The organism is Alteribacillus sp. HJP-4 (assembly GCF_042139015.1).
Taxonomy (GTDB): domain Bacteria; phylum Bacillota; class Bacilli; order Bacillales; family Marinococcaceae; genus JBHIKY01.
Genome location: NZ_JBHIKY010000027.1, coordinates 1 through 16,940, shown reverse-complemented (window position 1 = coordinate 16,940; position 16,940 = coordinate 1). Strand labels below are relative to the sequence as shown.

Here is a 16,940-nt window from a genome sequence, read left to right as displayed (position 1 = left end):
CCTATGCTTTTTTCGAAAAAAAGAAAGAAAATCCAGGGAGATGAACACATCCGGAAGCTCGCTGAAATTGTCGGAGACGATGAAATTTTGTATAAGAAAGAAGATCTAATCTCTTATGACAGCGATGGATTTACTGTCCATACCCATATGCCTAAGGCTGTTGTATTTCCAACTGATACGAAAGAGGTTTCAGAGATCGTTAAATATTGCAGCACCCACAAGCTGCCATTTCTTGCCCGCGGAGCGGGAACTGGATTGAGCGGCGGAGCAACACCGGTTAATGAAGAAGTCATCATCAGTCTCGTAAAAATGAAAAGCCTTCTAAGTGTCGATTATGAAAACAGGCAGGCCGTTGTGCAGCCGGGGTTTGTGAACCTTAAGCTGACACATTCCATTTCAGATAAAGGCTATTACTACGCGCCTGATCCATCTAGTCAGTACGTCTGTACCATTGGAGGAAATGTTGCGGAAAATGCCGGAGGTGCCCACTGCCTAAAGTATGGTGTGACGACCAACCACATCCTCGCACTTGAAGTAGTTATGCCGGACGGAGAAATTGTAAATATTGGCGGAGAGGGCATCCCGGACATGCCCGGCTACGACCTGCTTGGACTACTGACAGGATCGGAAGGAACTCTCGGAGTCGTTACGGAGATTACCGTGAAAATATTAAAAAACCCAGAGAGAAAACAAACAGTGCTTGCCTATTTTGATAAAGTCGAAAATGGAAGCAAAGCAGTTTCAGACATTATTTCTGCAGGTATCGTGCCTGCAGCCCTTGAAATGATGGACCAGATTGCCATTGAAGGCGTGGAAGCCGGAGCTTTTCCGGTCGGACATCCAAAGGACATTGCAGCGCTCCTATTGATCGAAGTCGACGGCATTGCTGCCGGGCTTGATGAACAGATAGATGATATTTTAGATGTCTGTCAAAATAATCATGTGACCGATGTGAAAGTGGCAGAGGATGATGAAGAACGAGGTAGATGGTGGGCTAACAGAAAAACCGGATTTGGAGCAATGGGTGCCATTTCCGCGGATTACCTTGTGCAGGACGGGGTAATCCCTCGCAGCCGTCTCCCGGAGGTTCTTGATCAGATTGCCTCCATCAGTAGAGAATATGAATTACGGATTGCTAATATCTTTCACGCCGGAGATGGCAACCTCCACCCTCTCATACTTTTCGATTCAAGTGTGCCGGGAGAAACGGACAAAGCAGTAAAGGCCGGTTCCGCCTGTCTTAAAGCCTGTGCAGATGTGGGCGGATCCATAACCGGTGAGCACGGCGTAGGTATTGAAAAACGTGAGGAAATGAAGTTCATATTCAGCGAGGAAGAAATTGAAGCCCAAACGAGAGTAAGAGAGGTGTTTAATCCTCACAATCTATTAAATAAAGGTAAACTTTTCCCTTCTCCGGGAAAATGTGTGGAAATTAAAAAAGAAGAGAAAAAAGCAGTACAAATTTAACAACTGGAGTGGTGAAACGTGAAATTTGCAAAGTTTATAGTTAATGATGAATTATGTACAGGTGTAGTATCAGAGTCTAAAATAGATGAAATTGTCGGTGATATTTTCGGTGAATGGGAATACAACGGAAGATCTTTTGCCGAAAGTCAGGTTAAATGGGCTGCTCCAGTTGAACCATCCAAAGTCATTGGCATCGGCGCTAATTACGTGGGGGATACAAGTGAACTTCCTGATAAACTGCCCGAGATTCCCGTGTTCTTTTTTAAACCGGCTTCCTCGGTGATCGGAACAGGACAGCAAGTAGTTCTTCCGCAGGGGACGGACACGATTAAGTTTGAATCTGAACTCGCCGTCGTTATTGGCAGAGAAGCTAAAAATGTGTCTGAAGATGAAGCGCTTGATTATGTTTTTGGCTATACTGCAGGCAATGATGTAACGGCGCCACAGTACTTCAGAGAGGACGGCCACTGGACGATCGGTAAATCATTCGATACGTTCACTCCGCTGGGGCCTGTTATTGAAACAGAACTGGATCCGCTTGAAGTGGCCGTGAAGGCGGAGGTTGACGGCGTTGAGAAACAAAATAGTAAAACAGAGCTTATGATTGTTCCGACGAAAAAAATGATTTCTTACTTGAGCAGCATCATGACCCTTTCTCCGGGAGATGTCATTTTAACCGGAAGTCCGCTCGGAGCGGAAATGGTTGGAAACGGTACAGTTGTTGACTGTAAAATTGACGGTATCGGCACTCTCCGAAATACGATTGTGAAGGCTGCGAAAACAGCGGATACTCGGTAATCGCCACGGAAGCAAATTCTTATTGATAGCTGCTGTGTCTATTCATAGCAAAAAAGACTGGTCAATGCAGTTTCCAATAACCTCATCCATATTCTCAGCTTTCAATAAGCTTCTCTCCATATTAATAAAAAATAACCTGTGAAGAGAGTAGTTAAAATCTCTACAGGTTATTTTTATGAAAACTAGAACTCTCCTTACGCCTTTTCGAAATCAAACAAATCCGTAGAGAGATACCGCTCCCCAGTATCGCAGGCGATGGCAACAACGATTTGATCTGGAGAAAGCTGCCTGGCGGCTTCTATTGCAGCCCAGCAGGCTGCACCGGAGGATGGACCAACGAGAATCCCTTCTTCTCTCGCTAAGCGTCTCGTAATGTCATAAGCATCTTCATCGGTGACTTTATATATTTTTTTATATACATTTTGATTGAGGACGGGAGGGATGAAGCCCGGACTTGTGCCGACGAGCTTATGAGGACCCGGCTTCCCTCCAGAAAGCACCGGCGATCCAAATGGCTCAACCACATACATAGAAGCCTCCGGATAAAACTTCTGCAGTTCTTCCCCCGTTCCTGTAATGGTGCCTCCCGTCCCTGAGGCGGCAACGAATGCACCAAGAGGCCTGCCGATCTCTTCGACCGCTTCTTTAATTTCCAGGGCGGTTGTTTTACGATGGGCATCTGGATTCGCATGGTTTTCAAATTGCATTGGCATATAGCTGTTAGGGATCTCTTTTACGAGCTCATGGGCGCGTTCAATTGCTCCCGGCATTTTTTTATCACCGGGAGTAAGCTTAACTTCTGCGCCATATGCCTTTAACAAATTTATTCTTTCCTGTGACATGGTATCGGGCATAACTAAGATGGAGCGGTAGCCCTTGGCGGATGCGTTCATAGCGAGACCGATACCGGTATTACCCGATGTCGGCTCTATAATAACGGTGCCGGGCTTAAGGCTGCCGTCCTTCTCCGCCTCTAAGATCATATTTCGGGCGGCACGGTCCTTCAGGCTGCCGCTGGGATTCTGGAATTCAAGTTTAAAGTAAACCTCTGCCCCGTTTGCATCGGGCAGGGAATTGAGCTTCACTACAGGAGTCTGCCCGACGAGTTCGGACATATTATCTGCCACTTTCATGGCTGTCACTTCCTTTTTTTTGTGTCGAATCTTCGTAATATAGTAACATAGATAATGCATTTAATCCCATCATTGAAATAGGGATGCTATATAATTGCCTGTGGAGGAATTTTTTATGGAAGATCACTATTTTTTGGCGGTGAAGCCTGATAGACGTATTAAAGAGTATCTCTCGTACTGGACAGAGGAAAATGCCCAGTATCTTTTTTTCAGAAAGTGGGTTCATCCCGCCGATTTCCATATTACGCTTTTCTTTCTCGGAGCTGCTGAGGAAAGTAAGCTCGCTGCGATTATTAAACAGGGGCATATATTGAAAAAGCATACCACTTCATTCCATTTAAAATTGGAGCGTGAAGGAGTTTTTGGAAGTAAGAAGCAGCCGAGAATTCTTTGGGCTGGTGTAGAGAAGAGTGCTGCGCTCTTCAATCTGCAGGCAGGGGTGGCAGGTGTTTGCGAGGAAGCAGGATTTGACGTGGAGACGCGGCCGTATCGCCCGCATATTACATTGGCAAGAAAATGGGACGGCGGGAAACAGATTTACAGCGAAACGGAAAAACAACTCTCTCATTTAGAGTCTCTAGAGTGGAAAGTGTCAGAGTTTTATCTTTTTCGTACACGGCCAAAGCAAGAACCAAAATATGAAATAGTGGAAACGTTCTGAAGGAGAACCGATATTAATCAGTAGAGGCTTCCTTCGCTTCCAGGAGAACAAGGGGACAGCAGCAGATGGACAATTTACGTATTGTTATTCATATCATCATTCTATATATGTTTTATACAGCGGGTTCTTGGATCAGGGAGTGGTTCGAACTTGTTATTCCAGGAAGTATAATTGGTATGCTCCTGCTTTTGGCATGCTTTTCGCTGAAAATTATGAAACCGAAATATATCCAGCGCGGCACAGCTTTGCTTTTATCTCATATGCCTGTCTTATTTCTGCCGATAACGACAGGTGTGATCATTTATTTAGACGTTTTTACAGGAGCTTCGTTCTGGCTTGTGGTTATTGCCTTTGTCAGCACAATGACGGTGATGGCTGTCTCCGGCTGGACAGCACAGACCATGGCGCGGAGGAGGGAGCAGCATGATTGAATGGATTGCAGGGATTACCGGAGCTATTGGCACTTTTTTGGTTTATGCCGGAGCAAGAAGCTTTTATAAGTGGTTTCCACATCCGTTAACACTTCCGCTGCTTATCGGAACTATTTTTATGGTCACCTTTTTATTGGTGACAGGAATTTCCTATGATACATACATGATCGGTGGACAATGGATTGAAAGGCTTCTTGGTCCCGCTGTAGTAGCGCTTGCCTATCCACTTTATCAGCAGCGGAGTATGTTAAAACGCTATTTTATTCCCCTGCTTTCTGGCGTAACTTTTGGAACGTGTATCGGTCTTGTAACCAGTTATTCTCTCTCTGTTCTGCTTGGAATGGAGAAAACTCTCATCTACTCGCTGCTTCCAAATTCAGTGACGACACCGGTGGCTATGGAGGTTTCAGAAACTATTGGAGGCTATCCTGCAATTACGGCTATTTTTGTGATGGTGGCGGGTATAGGAGGAGTAGTGGCAGGTCCTTACTGGTTTAGACTGCTTGGAATCAAAGACCCTGTTAGTAAAGGCATTGCTACGGGAACAGCCTCCCATGCTATAGGTACAGCAAAGGCACTTGAAAGCAGTGAAGAAGAAGGCGCAGCCAGTTCGGTTTCTATGACAATAAGTGCTGTACTTGTCTCTATTTTAGTTCCTGTTGCCGCGCTATGGTTTTTTTAGTCCTTCAGGAAGTCAGTACAGCAGTTCGATCATGAGGCTGCTGAAGATGCTTGCGCTTTTCTTAGAAAGAGGTGTTATATGTGGCTCATCTCATAAAAATGGAAGATTGTGCATCCAGGTACCAGCATGACATCCACCGGTATCCAAGTCAGTATACGAGGCTGAAAAAAGAGCGCTGGAATCATTTGAAGCGTGAATGGATGACGGCCAATCGAACCGTTCCGGAAAGCGATACGGACGAGGCGGAGGAGGATTGGTTTTATGAATCCGAGAAAAATGTGTTCACCCAGGCGCTCGACCGGCTGAAAAATTTCTCCGTTAAAAGAAAACACGTCGTACCGGAATTTAATATGAACATAGAAGATTCAAATTTTTCTTTATACGAAGGAAGGTCCCGTGAAGATATAATTGACATTTTTTACGAGGAACTTTTTTTAGCTCAGCTGAAGTGGGCCAGTTCGTCACTGCTTGAAGAGTCGAGCCTGAATCCGAAGTTCAAATATGATCAGCTTCTCCGTTATTTGCTTCGGGAGCTGCCTGATAATTATTTTGTGCTGTATTATCCAATCTTCTCAGTGCGGAATGCCCCTATAGAGATGGATGTTATACTTATCAGTCCGGCAGAAATAATCTGCCTGACAATTCTTGAAGGGAAGCATAATAGTGTATTTGAAAGCTCTTCCGGAAGATTTTGGAACGAATACGTTGACCAGCAGATTAAGCGGAAAGTGAACCCGGTCGTTTCTTTAAACCGGATGGGCTCGATCCTGCGGGAGATTTTGAAAAATAATGAGGCAGCTTTGCCGGTGAGGTATGCAGTATGGTCACCTGCTTCACTTATTGATAACCGCTCTTCCGGGTTAAAAGTAGAATTAATTGACCGGAGAAGTCATGAAAATTGGCTGGCGAAATTAAAACGCCAGCCGTCTCCTATCAAAAGCACTCAATTAAAAATTGCGGATATGCTGCTTGAGAATACAATAACAGTGTCTTTTCGCCGCGAGGATCTATTTCACAGGGGTGAAAATGATTTTGATGAATAACTATTAAGGGAAGACCACTGTTTTATTGCCATAGACAATAATTTTGTCTTGAATATGTGCCTTCACTGCTTTGGCCAGTGCGATTTTTTCCGCATTGCGTCCGGCGATTCTCAGGTCTTCGGTACTGTAGCGGTGATTTACCCGCAGCACCTCTTGTTCGATGATTGGTCCTTCATCGAGATCATCGGTAACAAAGTGAGCAGTGGCACCAATCAGTTTGACACCTCGGTCAAACGCTTTTTTATAGGGGTTGGCACCGATAAACGCCGGCAAAAATGAATGATGGATATTAATAATTCGTTCTGAAAAAGTATGGACAAAATCAGGCGACAAAATCTGCATATAACGAGCGAGTACGAGAAAATCAATGCTGGCTTTCTCAAGCTGTTTTTTCGCTTCTTTTTCAGCTTCTCCTTTTGTTTCTTTGGAAACAGGTATATGATAGAAGGATATACCATAACCCTCTACGATATCTTTTAAATCGGGATGATTGCTGATTATTAGAGGAATATCGACATCAATCTCGCCGGATCGCCACCGCCACAGCAATTCCAGGAGGCAGTGATCCTCTTTTGAGACAAATAGAGCCATCCTTTTCGTTTTCCGTTCCATCTGCAGGCGCCAATTCATTTGGAACCTGTCAGCAATATCGGCAAAATTTTTCTCGAGTAAAGGGTATGATGTATCAAAAGATGATAAATCAAATTCAATTCTCATAAAAAACCTTCCGCCTTCAGGGTCGGTAGTATATTGATCGGATTGAACAATATTTGCCTTTGAGTTATATAAAAATTCTGAAACGGATGCCACGATTCCTGGCTGGTCCGGGCAGGATATTAATAAACGAGCACGATTTCGATGTTTTTTTAAATCCATATTATTTCCTCCACTGTACGTAATATCAGCTTGCGCAGACGGATTTACTATATCATTCCTTATGGAGAAAAAAAAGCAGGAGTTCATGCAAATATTTAGGAAGCGGAGGTCAGTCTTTGATGAACGTTTCAATTGAAAACAAGAAAACAACTATCATAGCCTGGCTCGAAGACTTGAATACTATCTTCGTCAAGGGCGATATACAAGGGGATCTTGACGAGTGGAAGCTTTTTCAAATCGGTCATAATGAAAAAGAGGTTAATATTGAGGCGGTGGAACACCACGGACGCATTCGGATCACCACGGAGGATACCCTGCAGGCGGGAATTCTATATATCGTTGAGAACTCATACGGGCATCAGGCGAGGGTACTTTCTGGGAAAGCGGTGAGAACGGAGACGTTTGATAAATTATACGCTTATGACGGCGATGATTTGGGAGCTCTGTGTGGAAAGAGTCATACCTATGCTGCTGTGTGGGCGCCGACTGCTGAGAATGTGGAGCTGTTACTATATGAAAAAGGAGTTACAGCACCGGTAGAAACTAGGCATATGATTCGAACTGAAAAAGGTGTCTGGCGTGTTAAGCTGGTAGGAGACTATCATTTGCAGCGCTACACCTATCGGGTGAATGTGAATGGAGAGCAGCACGAAACAAGTGATCCGTACGGCAGCTCCGCCTCAGTTAACGGCCGCTGTTCAATCATGATAGATTGGGAACGGCTTACTGAACCTGTGCATGCACCGGCCTCCTCTTTTCACCATCCAGTGGATGCGATTATTTATGAAGCGCATGTTCGAGATTTCACTTCACATTTATATAGTAATGCCGATAATAAAGGGAAGTATAAAAGCTGGACTGAAAACGATACGAAAACACCTGATGGGCTGTCTACAGGGCTCTCTTATTTAAAAGAACTCGGTATAACGCATGTGCAGCTGCTGCCTGTTCAGGATTTCGGAAGTGTCGATGAAACAAAAGAGCCGCCGGCTTACAATTGGGGTTATGATGCTGTTCATCATTTTACCCCGGAAGGAAGCTATGCAACGGATGCAGATGACGGTCCTGCAAGAATTACTGAGCTGCAGAGCGCAGTGTCTGCTCTTCATCTGGCCGGGATACGGGTTACAATGGATGTAGTCTATAATCATTTTTATATCCGGGAATTTTCCTCCCTTGAAAAGCTCGTACCGGGCTATTATTTTCGATATGAAGAAAGCGGCATTCCTTCTGACGGAACAGGAGTAGGCAACGATACTGCCTCCGAACGGAAAATGATGAAGAAATATATTATCGATTCGCTGAAGCATTGGGTCAAACATTATTCAGTTGATGGCTTTCGCTTTGACTTGATGGGAATACACGATGTAGAAACAATGCAGAGAATTGAAAAAGAACTGCTTGCAATCAATCCTTCATTAATGCTGTACGGTGAAGGCTGGAACATGCCAACCTCCCTTCCGCACCACCAAAAAGCAGTGATAGAGCAATCTGGACGAATGAATAAGATTGGCTTTTTTAATGACCGTTTTAGAGATTTAATAAAGGGCAGTCACATGAACAGAGAAGAAGTTGGATTTATTCACGGAAATGCTGCAAAAACAGCAGAGCTCCCGTATTATTTAAAGGGCTCTGTAATTTCACAGAATTACAGGGATCCGCTGTTCGATGATCCTGGAAAGTCTATCAATTATGTAGAATGTCATGATAATTACACGTTGTGGGACCATCTCGAATTCAAATCATCTCATATAAAAAAAGAGGCAAGAATGAAAATGCACCGCCTGGCAACGGCAGTGGTTCTGCTTGCTCAAGGCGTTCCTTTCCTTCATGCCGGCCAGGAATTTTACCGGACAAAATTCGGCGTTGAAAACAGTTACAATTCGCCCCTGTGGATTAACCAGCTGGATTGGAAAAAGCGCGGGCAATATCAGAATTATGTAAATTACGTAAAAGGGCTGATAGCTGTCCGCAGGAAATACAGCTGTTTTCGAATGCAGACCAAGGAAGAAATTGGAAATAGATTTGTTTTACTTGAGGCCCCGGAAAATGTTGTCGCTTTTTATTTTAAAAAGAAAGCGGATGACGAGCAGCAGGTTATGGTGGTCTTGAATGCTTCTGAAACCGAAAAACAGCTTGATCTGCCGGGCTCTGGCCCGCTGCAGGTGCTTGTTGACGGGGAAAGTGCTAATTTGATACCATTAAAAACGATTAACTCTCATGCCATAAATATTCAATCGATGACCGCGATGGTTTTATTACAGTAAAGTGAATAGATTAGTTTAAATACAAGCTTATGGGCAGCTTCCCGAGAAAAGGAATTCGACATGAAACAATCAGATAATTTAGTAAAAATGAGGGTGAAACTATTGGAATTGCTACTTGGAGAAGGTTGGACAGTAGAACCTGCCGGAGGGTCTTCGGGAGAAGCATATATTGCCCGTGCAGGGGAGCAAAAGCTATTCTTAAAGCGCAATTCCTCTCCTTTCCTTGCTGTATTGTCTGCTGAAGGGATAGTGCCGAAGCTGCTCTGGACGAAAAGGCTGGAGAACGGGGACGTGATCACTGCTCAGCGGTGGGTGCACGGTCGTGAATTAAAAGGCTATGATATGATCAGGCCGGATGTTGCCGAGTTGTTAAGTAAGATACATACCTCGGTTGAACTGCTTGATATGTTTAAGAGAATTGGTAATGAACCGCTCACGCCGGAGGGAATCATTGAAGACCTTCAAAACAGTATGATGGATTCAGGATTTTCACACCCAGTATTAGCCGAAGCAGTTCAATATCTTTCAATAATGCGCAGCCTGGTCACACCTCCAAAGATGGTAGTGTGCCATTGTGACATGAATCACAATAATTGGATTATAAATTCGGACAATGATTTATTTCTAATCGATTGGGACGGAGCTACGGTTGCAGACCCTGCGTTTGATCTTGGTCTTTTGCTGGATGAATATATTCCTGGGGACCGCTGGGAGGAATGGCTTTCTTATTACGGTATTACTCTGACCAGAAATTTAGAAGTCAGAATGAAGTGGTACGTGATATCTCATATGATTTATTACAGTCTATACCATCTGAGACGCGGAGAAACTGAAGAAGCAAACGAATGGATAGAGCAGCTCTCTGCTAAAATGGACCAGCAATAACCGACAAAATAAGCTTTATTCCCCGGGAAATAGTAAAATTTCCCTTCTCTCATTACCCTAATATCGCTTGAAAGGAAAGGATGCCTGAGGAAATGCGTTTTCCTTCTTAATGAGGTATCCTATTTTTATACATTTAAAGCACTGCTTTAATAAATTCCGAGGTGCCAGAAAATCTGGTCAACCCCTAGAGAGGATGGATGATAGAGAGTGAAAAAAGGTGTGATTAGTTTAGGTGAGGCGCTGATTGATTTTATTCCAATGGACCGAACTAACAGTGTATTTCAAAAGAATCCAGGCGGAGCGCCTGCAAATGTGGCCGTAGGACTATCGAGACTCGGGATCGAGACTTATTTTGCTGGAAAGATCGGAGATGATGTGCTGGGCAGATTTCTGCTTGAAACGCTTACCGAGTATGGTGTGAATACGAGTGCAGTATCATTGACTACAGAGACTAGGACAGGGGTTGTTTTTGTAACGCTCGGAGAAGGCGGAGAGAGAAGCTTTGATTTTTACATAAAGCCAAGCGCTGATCAAAAACTGGAAGCAGGCGAAGTAAGGGAAGCACTGTTTCATCAGTGTAAAATTCTTCATTTCGGGTCGATTACTCTAATTAATGAACCGGCCAGGTCTGCCACTCTGCATGCCATTGATCTCGCGAAAAAGTATGGCATGACGATTTCATTTGATCCCAATGTACGGCTGCCGCTGTGGCCAAATGAAAAAGCGGCCAGGACAGTGATTTTAGATACGCTGTCAAGTGCAGATATTGTCAAAATTTCTGAGGATGAGCTCTCCTTTTTAACTGGAGAAGCAGAGGAAGAAAATGCGCTTGAACAGCTGAAGTCATTTCACATTCCTGTACTGGTGGTCACAAAAGGAGCGGAAGGGAGCACAATCATTACAAAGGATGGCAGAATTGATGCGCCGGCAGATAAAGTCAATGCAGTAGATACGACAGGTGCCGGAGACGCATATGTGTCCGGCCTGCTTTATCAGATACACGAAAGCAGACAGGATCCACGGGACATTGGTCTTGACCAATGGGAGGAGTTCGCGGCATTTGCGAGTGTTTCCGGCGGACTGGCAGCTTCAGAAAAAGGAGCCATGTCGGCATTGCCAAGACTTACAGATATTGAAAATCGAAAGTTACGCTAGGCAGAGCGATGAAAAAACCCGCTGAGATTATTTCTGTCTCAACAGGCTGTCTGCCTCACATTAAATTTCACGGCCGCGGCGCTGTTCATGATCAATTGTCACAGCACCAGCGCCTTCCTGGAGATGCTGGAGCTCGCTGCGCCAGCGCTTTAAATTTAGTTCGTTTATTTCTACATGCTGTTGAAGGGAATTACTTTCCGACCGACCGTCAATAAAAGCTTCCATTTCTGACAGTGTACCTTGAAAATTTGGATCAATTTCTTCTCCAAGCTGAAGCTTTTTTAATTCCTGATGCATTGTGCGGAATTGATCTTCACTGCCATTACAGGCGTCAAGGAGATCGGTGATAATTTTAATCAATTGCTCAGTTTCTGGATATACATGCTGTGACATCGAATTCCTCCTCATATGTAACTATACCTTTAAGTATGCAGCAGCAATCCTATTATAGCAAAATTTTTATCGAAAAGGAGTCTGTACCAATGAGACTGCGCCATAAGCCTTGGGCAAAAGAATTACTTGAAAGCCATCCTGAATACATTGTCCCTTCTCCAGAAGAAGGAAAAGGCTGCTGGAACGAGATTTTTAGTAATAACCGTCCTATCCACGTGGAGGTCGGAACCGGAAAAGGTAAATTTTTGACGAATATGTGTGAAAAATATCCGGACATTAATTTTATTGGAATAGAAAAATACGAAAGCGTCCTCGTAACTGGCCTGCAGCGTATTTTAGAGAAGGAAGTAAAGCCGGCGAATCTCCGCTTTATCAATGGGGATGCAGCAGACTTTCCAGCTTATTTCGAAAATAACGAGCTGGACAGAATTTTTATTAATTTCACAGATCCGTGGCCCAAAAAACGTCATGAAAAGCGGCGGCTCACCTATAAGGATTTTTTAGATCTGTATAAAGCAGCGCTGAAGCCGGGAGCGGAATTGCATATGAAAACGGATAATGAGGGTTTATTTGAATATTCTCTTGAGAGCATGTCAGAGTATGGCCTGAAGCTGAAAAATATTTCACTGAATCTTCATCAAAGTGATTGGGAAGACAATGTGATGACAGAGTATGAAGAAAAATTTTACAGTAGAGGCGAGCGTATTTTCCGGGTGGAGGCCGTTTATCCAAATGACGGTGAATGATCATTCACCACACCTTATTATGAGAGCTTGCGCATGGCTCCTCAACCTTTTTATATTCAGAAAAGCACTTATGAAATTGATTCAGCGTTTAAGTGAAGTTCAATGTTGAGGGGAAGAGAAAGATAGATTAAGAAAAGCAAAGACTTTTCTACATTTGAATCTGACGGTAAGCCAAGTTTTTCTTTATGTTACAATTACGGAGTGAAAACGCATTCAAAGGAGGAGAAGAATGGAGCAGTTAACTATAGGCGATTACAAGCTTACCTGGCTGCGCGGGGGTGTTACCCACCTGGATGGAGGAGCGATGTTTGGCGTCGTGCCGAGGGCATTATGGTCAAAAAAATATCCGGTAAATGATAACAATCAAATTGAACTCCGCACTGATCCAATTTTAATACAGGGCGGCGGAAAGACAATGCTGATTGAAGCCGGACTTGGGAAAGGGAGGTTCAGTGAGAAACAGAAACGCAACTACGGCATTACCGAAGAATCGTACGTAGAAGAAGATCTGAAGAAGCTGGGCCTCTCTACTTCTGATATAGATATGGTAATTATGACACATATGCACTTTGACCACGCCGCCGGGCTTGTGAAGTGGTCAGGAGACAAGGAAGTTCCTGCTTATGAAAATGCTGATGTATATGTGTCAAAGAGAGAATGGGAGGAAACGAAGAATCCGAACATCCGCTCGAAGAATACATACTGGACGCAGAATTGGAAGCCGGTGGAGCATAAGGTAAAAACGTACGAAGAATCTTTTGAACCGGCTCCTGGAATTACAGTGACAAAAACCGGCGGCCATAGCGCAGGTCTGGCGGTTACCACAATTGAACAGGACGATGAAATGATGATCCACATGGCTGACAATATGGGGACGCACGCTCACCAAAATGTTCTCTGGGTTATGGCATTTGATGACTATCCAATGGACTCGATTGCCGTGAAGCAGAAGTATATGGATATAGGATATAACAACGAAGCGTGGTTCACGTTCTACCATGATTATAAATACCGGGCGGTTCAATACGATGGAAGCGGCGCGGTAATCAATCAGGTAGAAAAGAAGAGCTGAGTCCTGTCCCGGACATAAGTCGTAGAAAAGAACATCAATAAGTAAACCTTCTGAATGAAAAATAATTCAAGCCTGTGCCGGAAGATAAAACGGCGCAGGCTTTTTATAATTTAATTAACTCACCACAAAAGATCATTCAGGAGGCGGTGCTTTATGCACACGATGTTAGAAGAAGCTATTTTGCAGGAAAGAAAGCGCCACACAGAGAAAGTAAATAACCATGGATGGAAATACCAGCATAAATTACGAGAAAAAAATAAGAAAAGACCTTTGTGGAAAAGGAGGAGGAAGACACACTACGCTTGCTTAAGTAAGGGTTGAAGGTAAGAAGACTAATCAGGCTCGCGGGCTGGAAGCTCAGAAGCCCCCTTATTTGCTCAAAAATCTCTCTTTTTGATGGTCAACGCGACATCAGGTACGCCATTTGCCAGAATGGAAGAGAAATTGGACCGTCATTGGGCGATTAGAGGAACTCACGTCCGCCACACTTGGAAAAACGGGCCATTTTGAAGAAACAGCGGAGTAAGCGCTCCGCCAGTTTCACTTAGTGGTTATTGCTGTTGCGCCCTTACAGGAGTAGTGTGAAATTTATGGAAAAACCAACAGAACTAGAAACTATAAAAAAAATATCAAAGACGTTGAACCAGGGGACAGAGATTGAAGCTACTCTTTCTACTGTGCTAAAGTCACTTCTCTCAATAACTCCATGGACTACGGGATGGATTTTTCTGATCGCAGAAGATGGTACCTATTCACTGGCAGCACGTCATCAGCTTGCCCCAGCCCTGGATAACTAGGACCAGTACCTGATGCGTCATGGCAGCTGCTGGTGCATGAACAGCTATGAGAAAAAGGAGCTGAAGCACGCAGTTAATACGATGGAATGCAAGCGTTTGTTAACGGCACGGCAAAAAAATTATGGGGATACGTTGAATATTACACATCATGCTACCGTACCGATTAAAGCAGGGGATGACAGTTACGGGCTTTTAAATGTTGCGGCACCACGCAAGGAACATTTTGAAAAGGATGAGCTTTATATATTGGAAACGGCGGCATTTCAAATTGGTACTGCGATGAAACGATTAGAAGCAGCAGATAAGGAAAAGAAGCAGCAGGAGCTTGATAGAAAAAAACGGGAATGGATGGAATCTGTAACGGCGGCATCCATTCAACGAGGAAGCAATGTATCAATTATTCAAAAAGCGCTGCGCGAGGTTTTTCAATGGGAGGATGTGCAGATTGTGACAGAGCACCAGAAAAATTTTACTGATGAAGTATGTGCCGTTCCTTTTCATTATGGAGAAACGAAAGGACTATTATGCTGGCCGCGCAGCAGTAAGTCGGCAGAAGAAAAAAAGACGCTGGAATCGCTTGCCCCCGGCATTGCAATGATGCTGGAAGACTATAGGCTCCAATTGTTAAAAGAAGAAGCAGCTAAGATTTCAGAAAGACACCGGTTAGCGAGGGATCTTCATGACTCTGTCAATCAATTATTATTTTCGATGTCACTTCATACGGCAGGGCTGCAGGCAATGAATAAGGATGAGAGACTGCAGGAACCGCTGGTGGAAGTGAAGAAGCTTGTCCATGAAGCATTGCAGGAAATGAAGGCTTTAATCTGGCAGCTGCGCCCGGAAGGCCTCGATAAGGGGCTTGGGCACGTTATTGCCTCCTATGGAGAAACGCTGGGGATCGACGTGAAGATTTATGATAAGAGAACTGAAGAGTGGCCCCTCCCGATTCAGGAGGCATTTCTTCGCATTGGACAGGAAGCATTAAATAATATCAGTAAGCATGTCTCTGTAAAAAAAGCCGAGGTTAGGTTTTCCAGCAAAAATACACGGGCAGTAATTGAAATCAAAGATGATGGAGAAGGTATTCCTTCCCGTGTAATGAAGGATCAGCAAGGCTTTGGACTTCAGACAATGAAACAGCGAATGGAATTGCTGGACGGTTTTTTTGCTATACACTCCGAACCGGGGACAGGAACAATCATCTATGCCGAAGCACCGACAGGGGGAAAATTATGATTAGTGTGTTACTTGCAGATGACCATCAGGTTGTCCGGAAAGGACTGAGATTTTACCTTGATATGAACAGTGAAATCGAGGTGGCCGGAGAAGCCGGAAATGGGAAAGAAGCGGTTTCGCTTGCATCAGAAATCCAGCCGGATATTGTATTAATGGATTTAATTATGCCGGTGATGGACGGAATTGAAGCGACGGAAAAAATATTGAAGACACACCCGCACACAAAGATCATTATCTTAACGAGCTTTTCTGAAAAAGAACAGGTAATTCCCGCACTTCAGGCCGGAGCAGCAGGATACCAGCTGAAGGACATTGAACCGGAAAAATTAATCGAAGTCATTCATGCCGTAGTAAAAGGCGGCACCGAGCTGGACCCAAAGGCTGCGTCCCGGCTGGTGCAGCATATGCATTATCGTGAACAGGAAAATTATTTAAAGAGGCTCACTGCAAGAGAAGAAGAGGTTCTCGAAAAAATATTGGATGGATGTTCCAACAAAGAAATTTCAAGCCGTCTCATTATCACCGAGAAGACGGTCAAAACTCATATGACTAATATTTTGAGAAAACTCGAGGTAGAAGACCGTACGCAGGCAGCTATATACGCTTTGAAAAATGGATTTAACCAAACTTGAACCGGTCTAACGGTTCTTTTTTTTAAAAAGAGAAGAAAGTAATAATTTTGTAGATTTCACCCTGCAGGCGGACGCTTTCCGAGGGGCTTTTCTTCAACTAATTCAGCTTCAGGGAAGCTTCACCAGAATGGATTTTCAGAGAGCGTTGATCCCCACGGTATCGCCCCATGCCTGTGTTCCCTGACATTTTCTTTGCTTTCTTTCCAGACATGCGTAAGCGTCAAAGCAAACACACCTTCTTTATGCTCATTTAAGGTGCCAAACTTTACTTCTCTTCAATAGATACTCTGTTATCTTTTATTGTTGATTTAGAAAAATAACCGCTCGCTTTCCATGGGCGCCGCCTCAGCTATAAAAAAATATGAATATTTGAAAAACTAGTCTGTATCAAAAGGTTATAAACAATGGAATTCATCCCAAAATTATGGGGCTGTATCATTAATGATACTCGCCCCTTTTGCATGGTAAAAAAAGCAGTGGACAAGTCCTTCGCTTTCCGTGGGCAGCGCTTCAGCTAACCGGGCGAAACCCGCGCCCGTCGGATCTTCAGCCGCTGCTCTTCGAGGCTGCTGAAAAAGTACCCGATAAAATACGATTTTTGGCTAGAAAACAAAATTGTTTTCTAGTCTTTTTCATGTGTGAGATATAATATAAATATCAAACAAA

General features: G+C 44.0%; 17 protein-coding genes. 14 read left to right on the top strand and 3 right to left on the bottom strand.

The window, feature by feature from the left end; translation table 11 throughout:
* Nucleotides 1-3 precede the first annotated feature (3 nt).
* On the top strand, nucleotides 4-1,467 hold the full coding sequence (locus ACE4RR_RS18205; RefSeq protein WP_375536876.1) for an FAD-binding oxidoreductase: 1,464 nt from the start codon (nucleotides 4-6) through the stop codon (nucleotides 1,465-1,467).
* 18 nt (nucleotides 1,468-1,485) lie between these two features.
* Complete coding sequence (locus ACE4RR_RS18200) at nucleotides 1,486-2,265, top strand: fumarylacetoacetate hydrolase family protein (protein WP_375536875.1); 780 nt, start codon at nucleotides 1,486-1,488, stop codon at nucleotides 2,263-2,265.
* A 194-nt stretch (nucleotides 2,266-2,459) separates the two neighbouring features.
* Here the strand turns inward: ACE4RR_RS18200 and cysK are convergent, their stop codons facing one another.
* Entirely contained in the window at nucleotides 2,460-3,398 is a 939-nt protein-coding gene (gene cysK / locus ACE4RR_RS18195; RefSeq protein ID WP_375536874.1) for a cysteine synthase A, read from the bottom strand.
* 115 nt (nucleotides 3,399-3,513) lie between these two features.
* On the opposite strand from cysK, the gene thpR reads away from it, so the two are divergent.
* The 4 genes from thpR (at nucleotide 3,514) to ACE4RR_RS18175 (ending at nucleotide 6,215) form a co-directional block, all read left to right on the top strand.
* Nucleotides 3,514-4,059: an RNA 2',3'-cyclic phosphodiesterase gene (gene thpR, locus ACE4RR_RS18190; protein WP_375536873.1), complete on the top strand. Its 546-nt coding sequence runs from the start codon at nucleotides 3,514-3,516 to the stop codon at nucleotides 4,057-4,059.
* Between the two features lie 65 nt (nucleotides 4,060-4,124).
* Entirely contained in the window at nucleotides 4,125-4,490 is a 366-nt protein-coding gene (locus ACE4RR_RS18185) for a CidA/LrgA family protein (RefSeq protein WP_375536872.1), read from the top strand.
* Nucleotides 4,483-5,172 (top strand): LrgB family protein, encoded by a 690-nt coding sequence (locus tag ACE4RR_RS18180; RefSeq protein WP_375536871.1) that lies wholly within the window; start codon nucleotides 4,483-4,485, stop codon nucleotides 5,170-5,172. The genes ACE4RR_RS18185 and ACE4RR_RS18180 overlap by 8 nt, the downstream gene beginning before the upstream one ends.
* Nucleotides 5,173-5,252: 80 nt before the next feature.
* Entirely contained in the window at nucleotides 5,253-6,215 is a 963-nt protein-coding gene (locus ACE4RR_RS18175) for a nuclease-related domain-containing protein (protein WP_375536870.1), read from the top strand.
* 3 nt (nucleotides 6,216-6,218) lie between these two features.
* On the opposite strand, the gene purU is transcribed toward ACE4RR_RS18175, so the two are convergent.
* The gene (gene purU / locus ACE4RR_RS18170) at nucleotides 6,219-7,091 is read right to left on the bottom strand and encodes a formyltetrahydrofolate deformylase (RefSeq protein ID WP_375536869.1); all 873 of its coding nucleotides are present in this window, start codon (nucleotides 7,089-7,091) and stop codon (nucleotides 6,219-6,221) included.
* A 119-nt stretch (nucleotides 7,092-7,210) separates the two neighbouring features.
* On the opposite strand from purU, the gene pulA reads away from it, so the two are divergent.
* From pulA to ACE4RR_RS18155, 3 genes are all read left to right on the top strand, one after another.
* A complete protein-coding gene (gene pulA, locus ACE4RR_RS18165) occupies nucleotides 7,211-9,358 on the top strand; it encodes a type I pullulanase (protein WP_375536868.1) in 2,148 nt (715 codons plus the stop codon).
* Nucleotides 9,359-9,418: 60 nt separating this feature from the next.
* Complete coding sequence (locus ACE4RR_RS18160; protein WP_375536867.1) at nucleotides 9,419-10,243, top strand: phosphotransferase; 825 nt, start codon at nucleotides 9,419-9,421, stop codon at nucleotides 10,241-10,243.
* 207 nt (nucleotides 10,244-10,450) lie between these two features.
* Nucleotides 10,451-11,398, top strand: a complete 948-nt coding sequence (locus ACE4RR_RS18155) for a carbohydrate kinase family protein (protein ID WP_375536866.1) — start codon at nucleotides 10,451-10,453, stop codon at nucleotides 11,396-11,398.
* 60 nt (nucleotides 11,399-11,458) lie between these two features.
* Here ACE4RR_RS18155 and ACE4RR_RS18150 read toward each other — a convergent pair whose 3' ends face one another.
* Nucleotides 11,459-11,791, bottom strand: coding sequence for a hypothetical protein (locus ACE4RR_RS18150; protein ID WP_375536865.1), 333 nt, complete (start codon nucleotides 11,789-11,791; stop codon nucleotides 11,459-11,461).
* A gap of 89 nt (nucleotides 11,792-11,880) precedes the next feature.
* Here ACE4RR_RS18150 and trmB point away from each other — a divergent pair, with 89 nt between their 5' ends.
* From trmB to ACE4RR_RS18125, 5 genes are all read left to right on the top strand, one after another.
* Entirely contained in the window at nucleotides 11,881-12,537 is a 657-nt protein-coding gene (trmB, locus tag ACE4RR_RS18145; RefSeq protein WP_375536864.1) for a tRNA (guanosine(46)-N7)-methyltransferase TrmB, read from the top strand.
* Between the two features lie 229 nt (nucleotides 12,538-12,766).
* Nucleotides 12,767-13,609 carry a YtnP family quorum-quenching lactonase gene (locus ACE4RR_RS18140; RefSeq protein WP_375536863.1) on the top strand — a complete coding sequence of 281 codons (843 nt, stop codon included), beginning with the start codon at nucleotides 12,767-12,769 and terminating at the stop codon, nucleotides 13,607-13,609.
* 590 nt (nucleotides 13,610-14,199) lie between these two features.
* Complete coding sequence (locus ACE4RR_RS18135; protein WP_375536862.1) at nucleotides 14,200-14,406, top strand: hypothetical protein; 207 nt, start codon at nucleotides 14,200-14,202, stop codon at nucleotides 14,404-14,406.
* Between the two features lie 36 nt (nucleotides 14,407-14,442).
* The gene (locus tag ACE4RR_RS18130) at nucleotides 14,443-15,642 is read left to right on the top strand and encodes a GAF domain-containing sensor histidine kinase (RefSeq protein WP_375536861.1); all 1,200 of its coding nucleotides are present in this window, start codon (nucleotides 14,443-14,445) and stop codon (nucleotides 15,640-15,642) included.
* The gene (locus tag ACE4RR_RS18125; protein ID WP_375536860.1) at nucleotides 15,639-16,274 is read left to right on the top strand and encodes a response regulator; all 636 of its coding nucleotides are present in this window, start codon (nucleotides 15,639-15,641) and stop codon (nucleotides 16,272-16,274) included. Before ACE4RR_RS18130 ends, ACE4RR_RS18125 begins: the two co-directional genes overlap by 4 nt.
* Nucleotides 16,275-16,940: the final 666 nt, after the last annotated feature.

Coding starts and splice junctions, on each gene's coding strand:
- pulA (WP_375536868.1), top strand. CDS start 7,211: ATGAACGTTTCAATTGAAAACAAGAAAACAACTATCATAGCCTGGCTC.
- ACE4RR_RS18160 (WP_375536867.1), top strand. CDS start 9,419: ATGAAACAATCAGATAATTTAGTAAAAATGAGGGTGAAACTATTGGAA.
- ACE4RR_RS18135 (WP_375536862.1), top strand. CDS start 14,200: ATGGAAAAACCAACAGAACTAGAAACTATAAAAAAAATATCAAAGACG.
- trmB (WP_375536864.1), top strand. CDS start 11,881: ATGAGACTGCGCCATAAGCCTTGGGCAAAAGAATTACTTGAAAGCCAT.
- purU (WP_375536869.1), bottom strand. CDS start 7,091: ATGGATTTAAAAAAACATCGAAATCGTGCTCGTTTATTAATATCCTGC.
- ACE4RR_RS18185 (WP_375536872.1), top strand. CDS start 4,125: ATGGACAATTTACGTATTGTTATTCATATCATCATTCTATATATGTTT.
- cysK (WP_375536874.1), bottom strand. CDS start 3,398: ATGAAAGTGGCAGATAATATGTCCGAACTCGTCGGGCAGACTCCTGTA.
- ACE4RR_RS18130 (WP_375536861.1), top strand. CDS start 14,443: ATGAACAGCTATGAGAAAAAGGAGCTGAAGCACGCAGTTAATACGATG.
- thpR (WP_375536873.1), top strand. CDS start 3,514: ATGGAAGATCACTATTTTTTGGCGGTGAAGCCTGATAGACGTATTAAA.
- ACE4RR_RS18125 (WP_375536860.1), top strand. CDS start 15,639: ATGATTAGTGTGTTACTTGCAGATGACCATCAGGTTGTCCGGAAAGGA.
- ACE4RR_RS18140 (WP_375536863.1), top strand. CDS start 12,767: ATGGAGCAGTTAACTATAGGCGATTACAAGCTTACCTGGCTGCGCGGG.
- ACE4RR_RS18205 (WP_375536876.1), top strand. CDS start 4: ATGCTTTTTTCGAAAAAAAGAAAGAAAATCCAGGGAGATGAACACATC.
- ACE4RR_RS18180 (WP_375536871.1), top strand. CDS start 4,483: ATGATTGAATGGATTGCAGGGATTACCGGAGCTATTGGCACTTTTTTG.
- ACE4RR_RS18150 (WP_375536865.1), bottom strand. CDS start 11,791: ATGTCACAGCATGTATATCCAGAAACTGAGCAATTGATTAAAATTATC.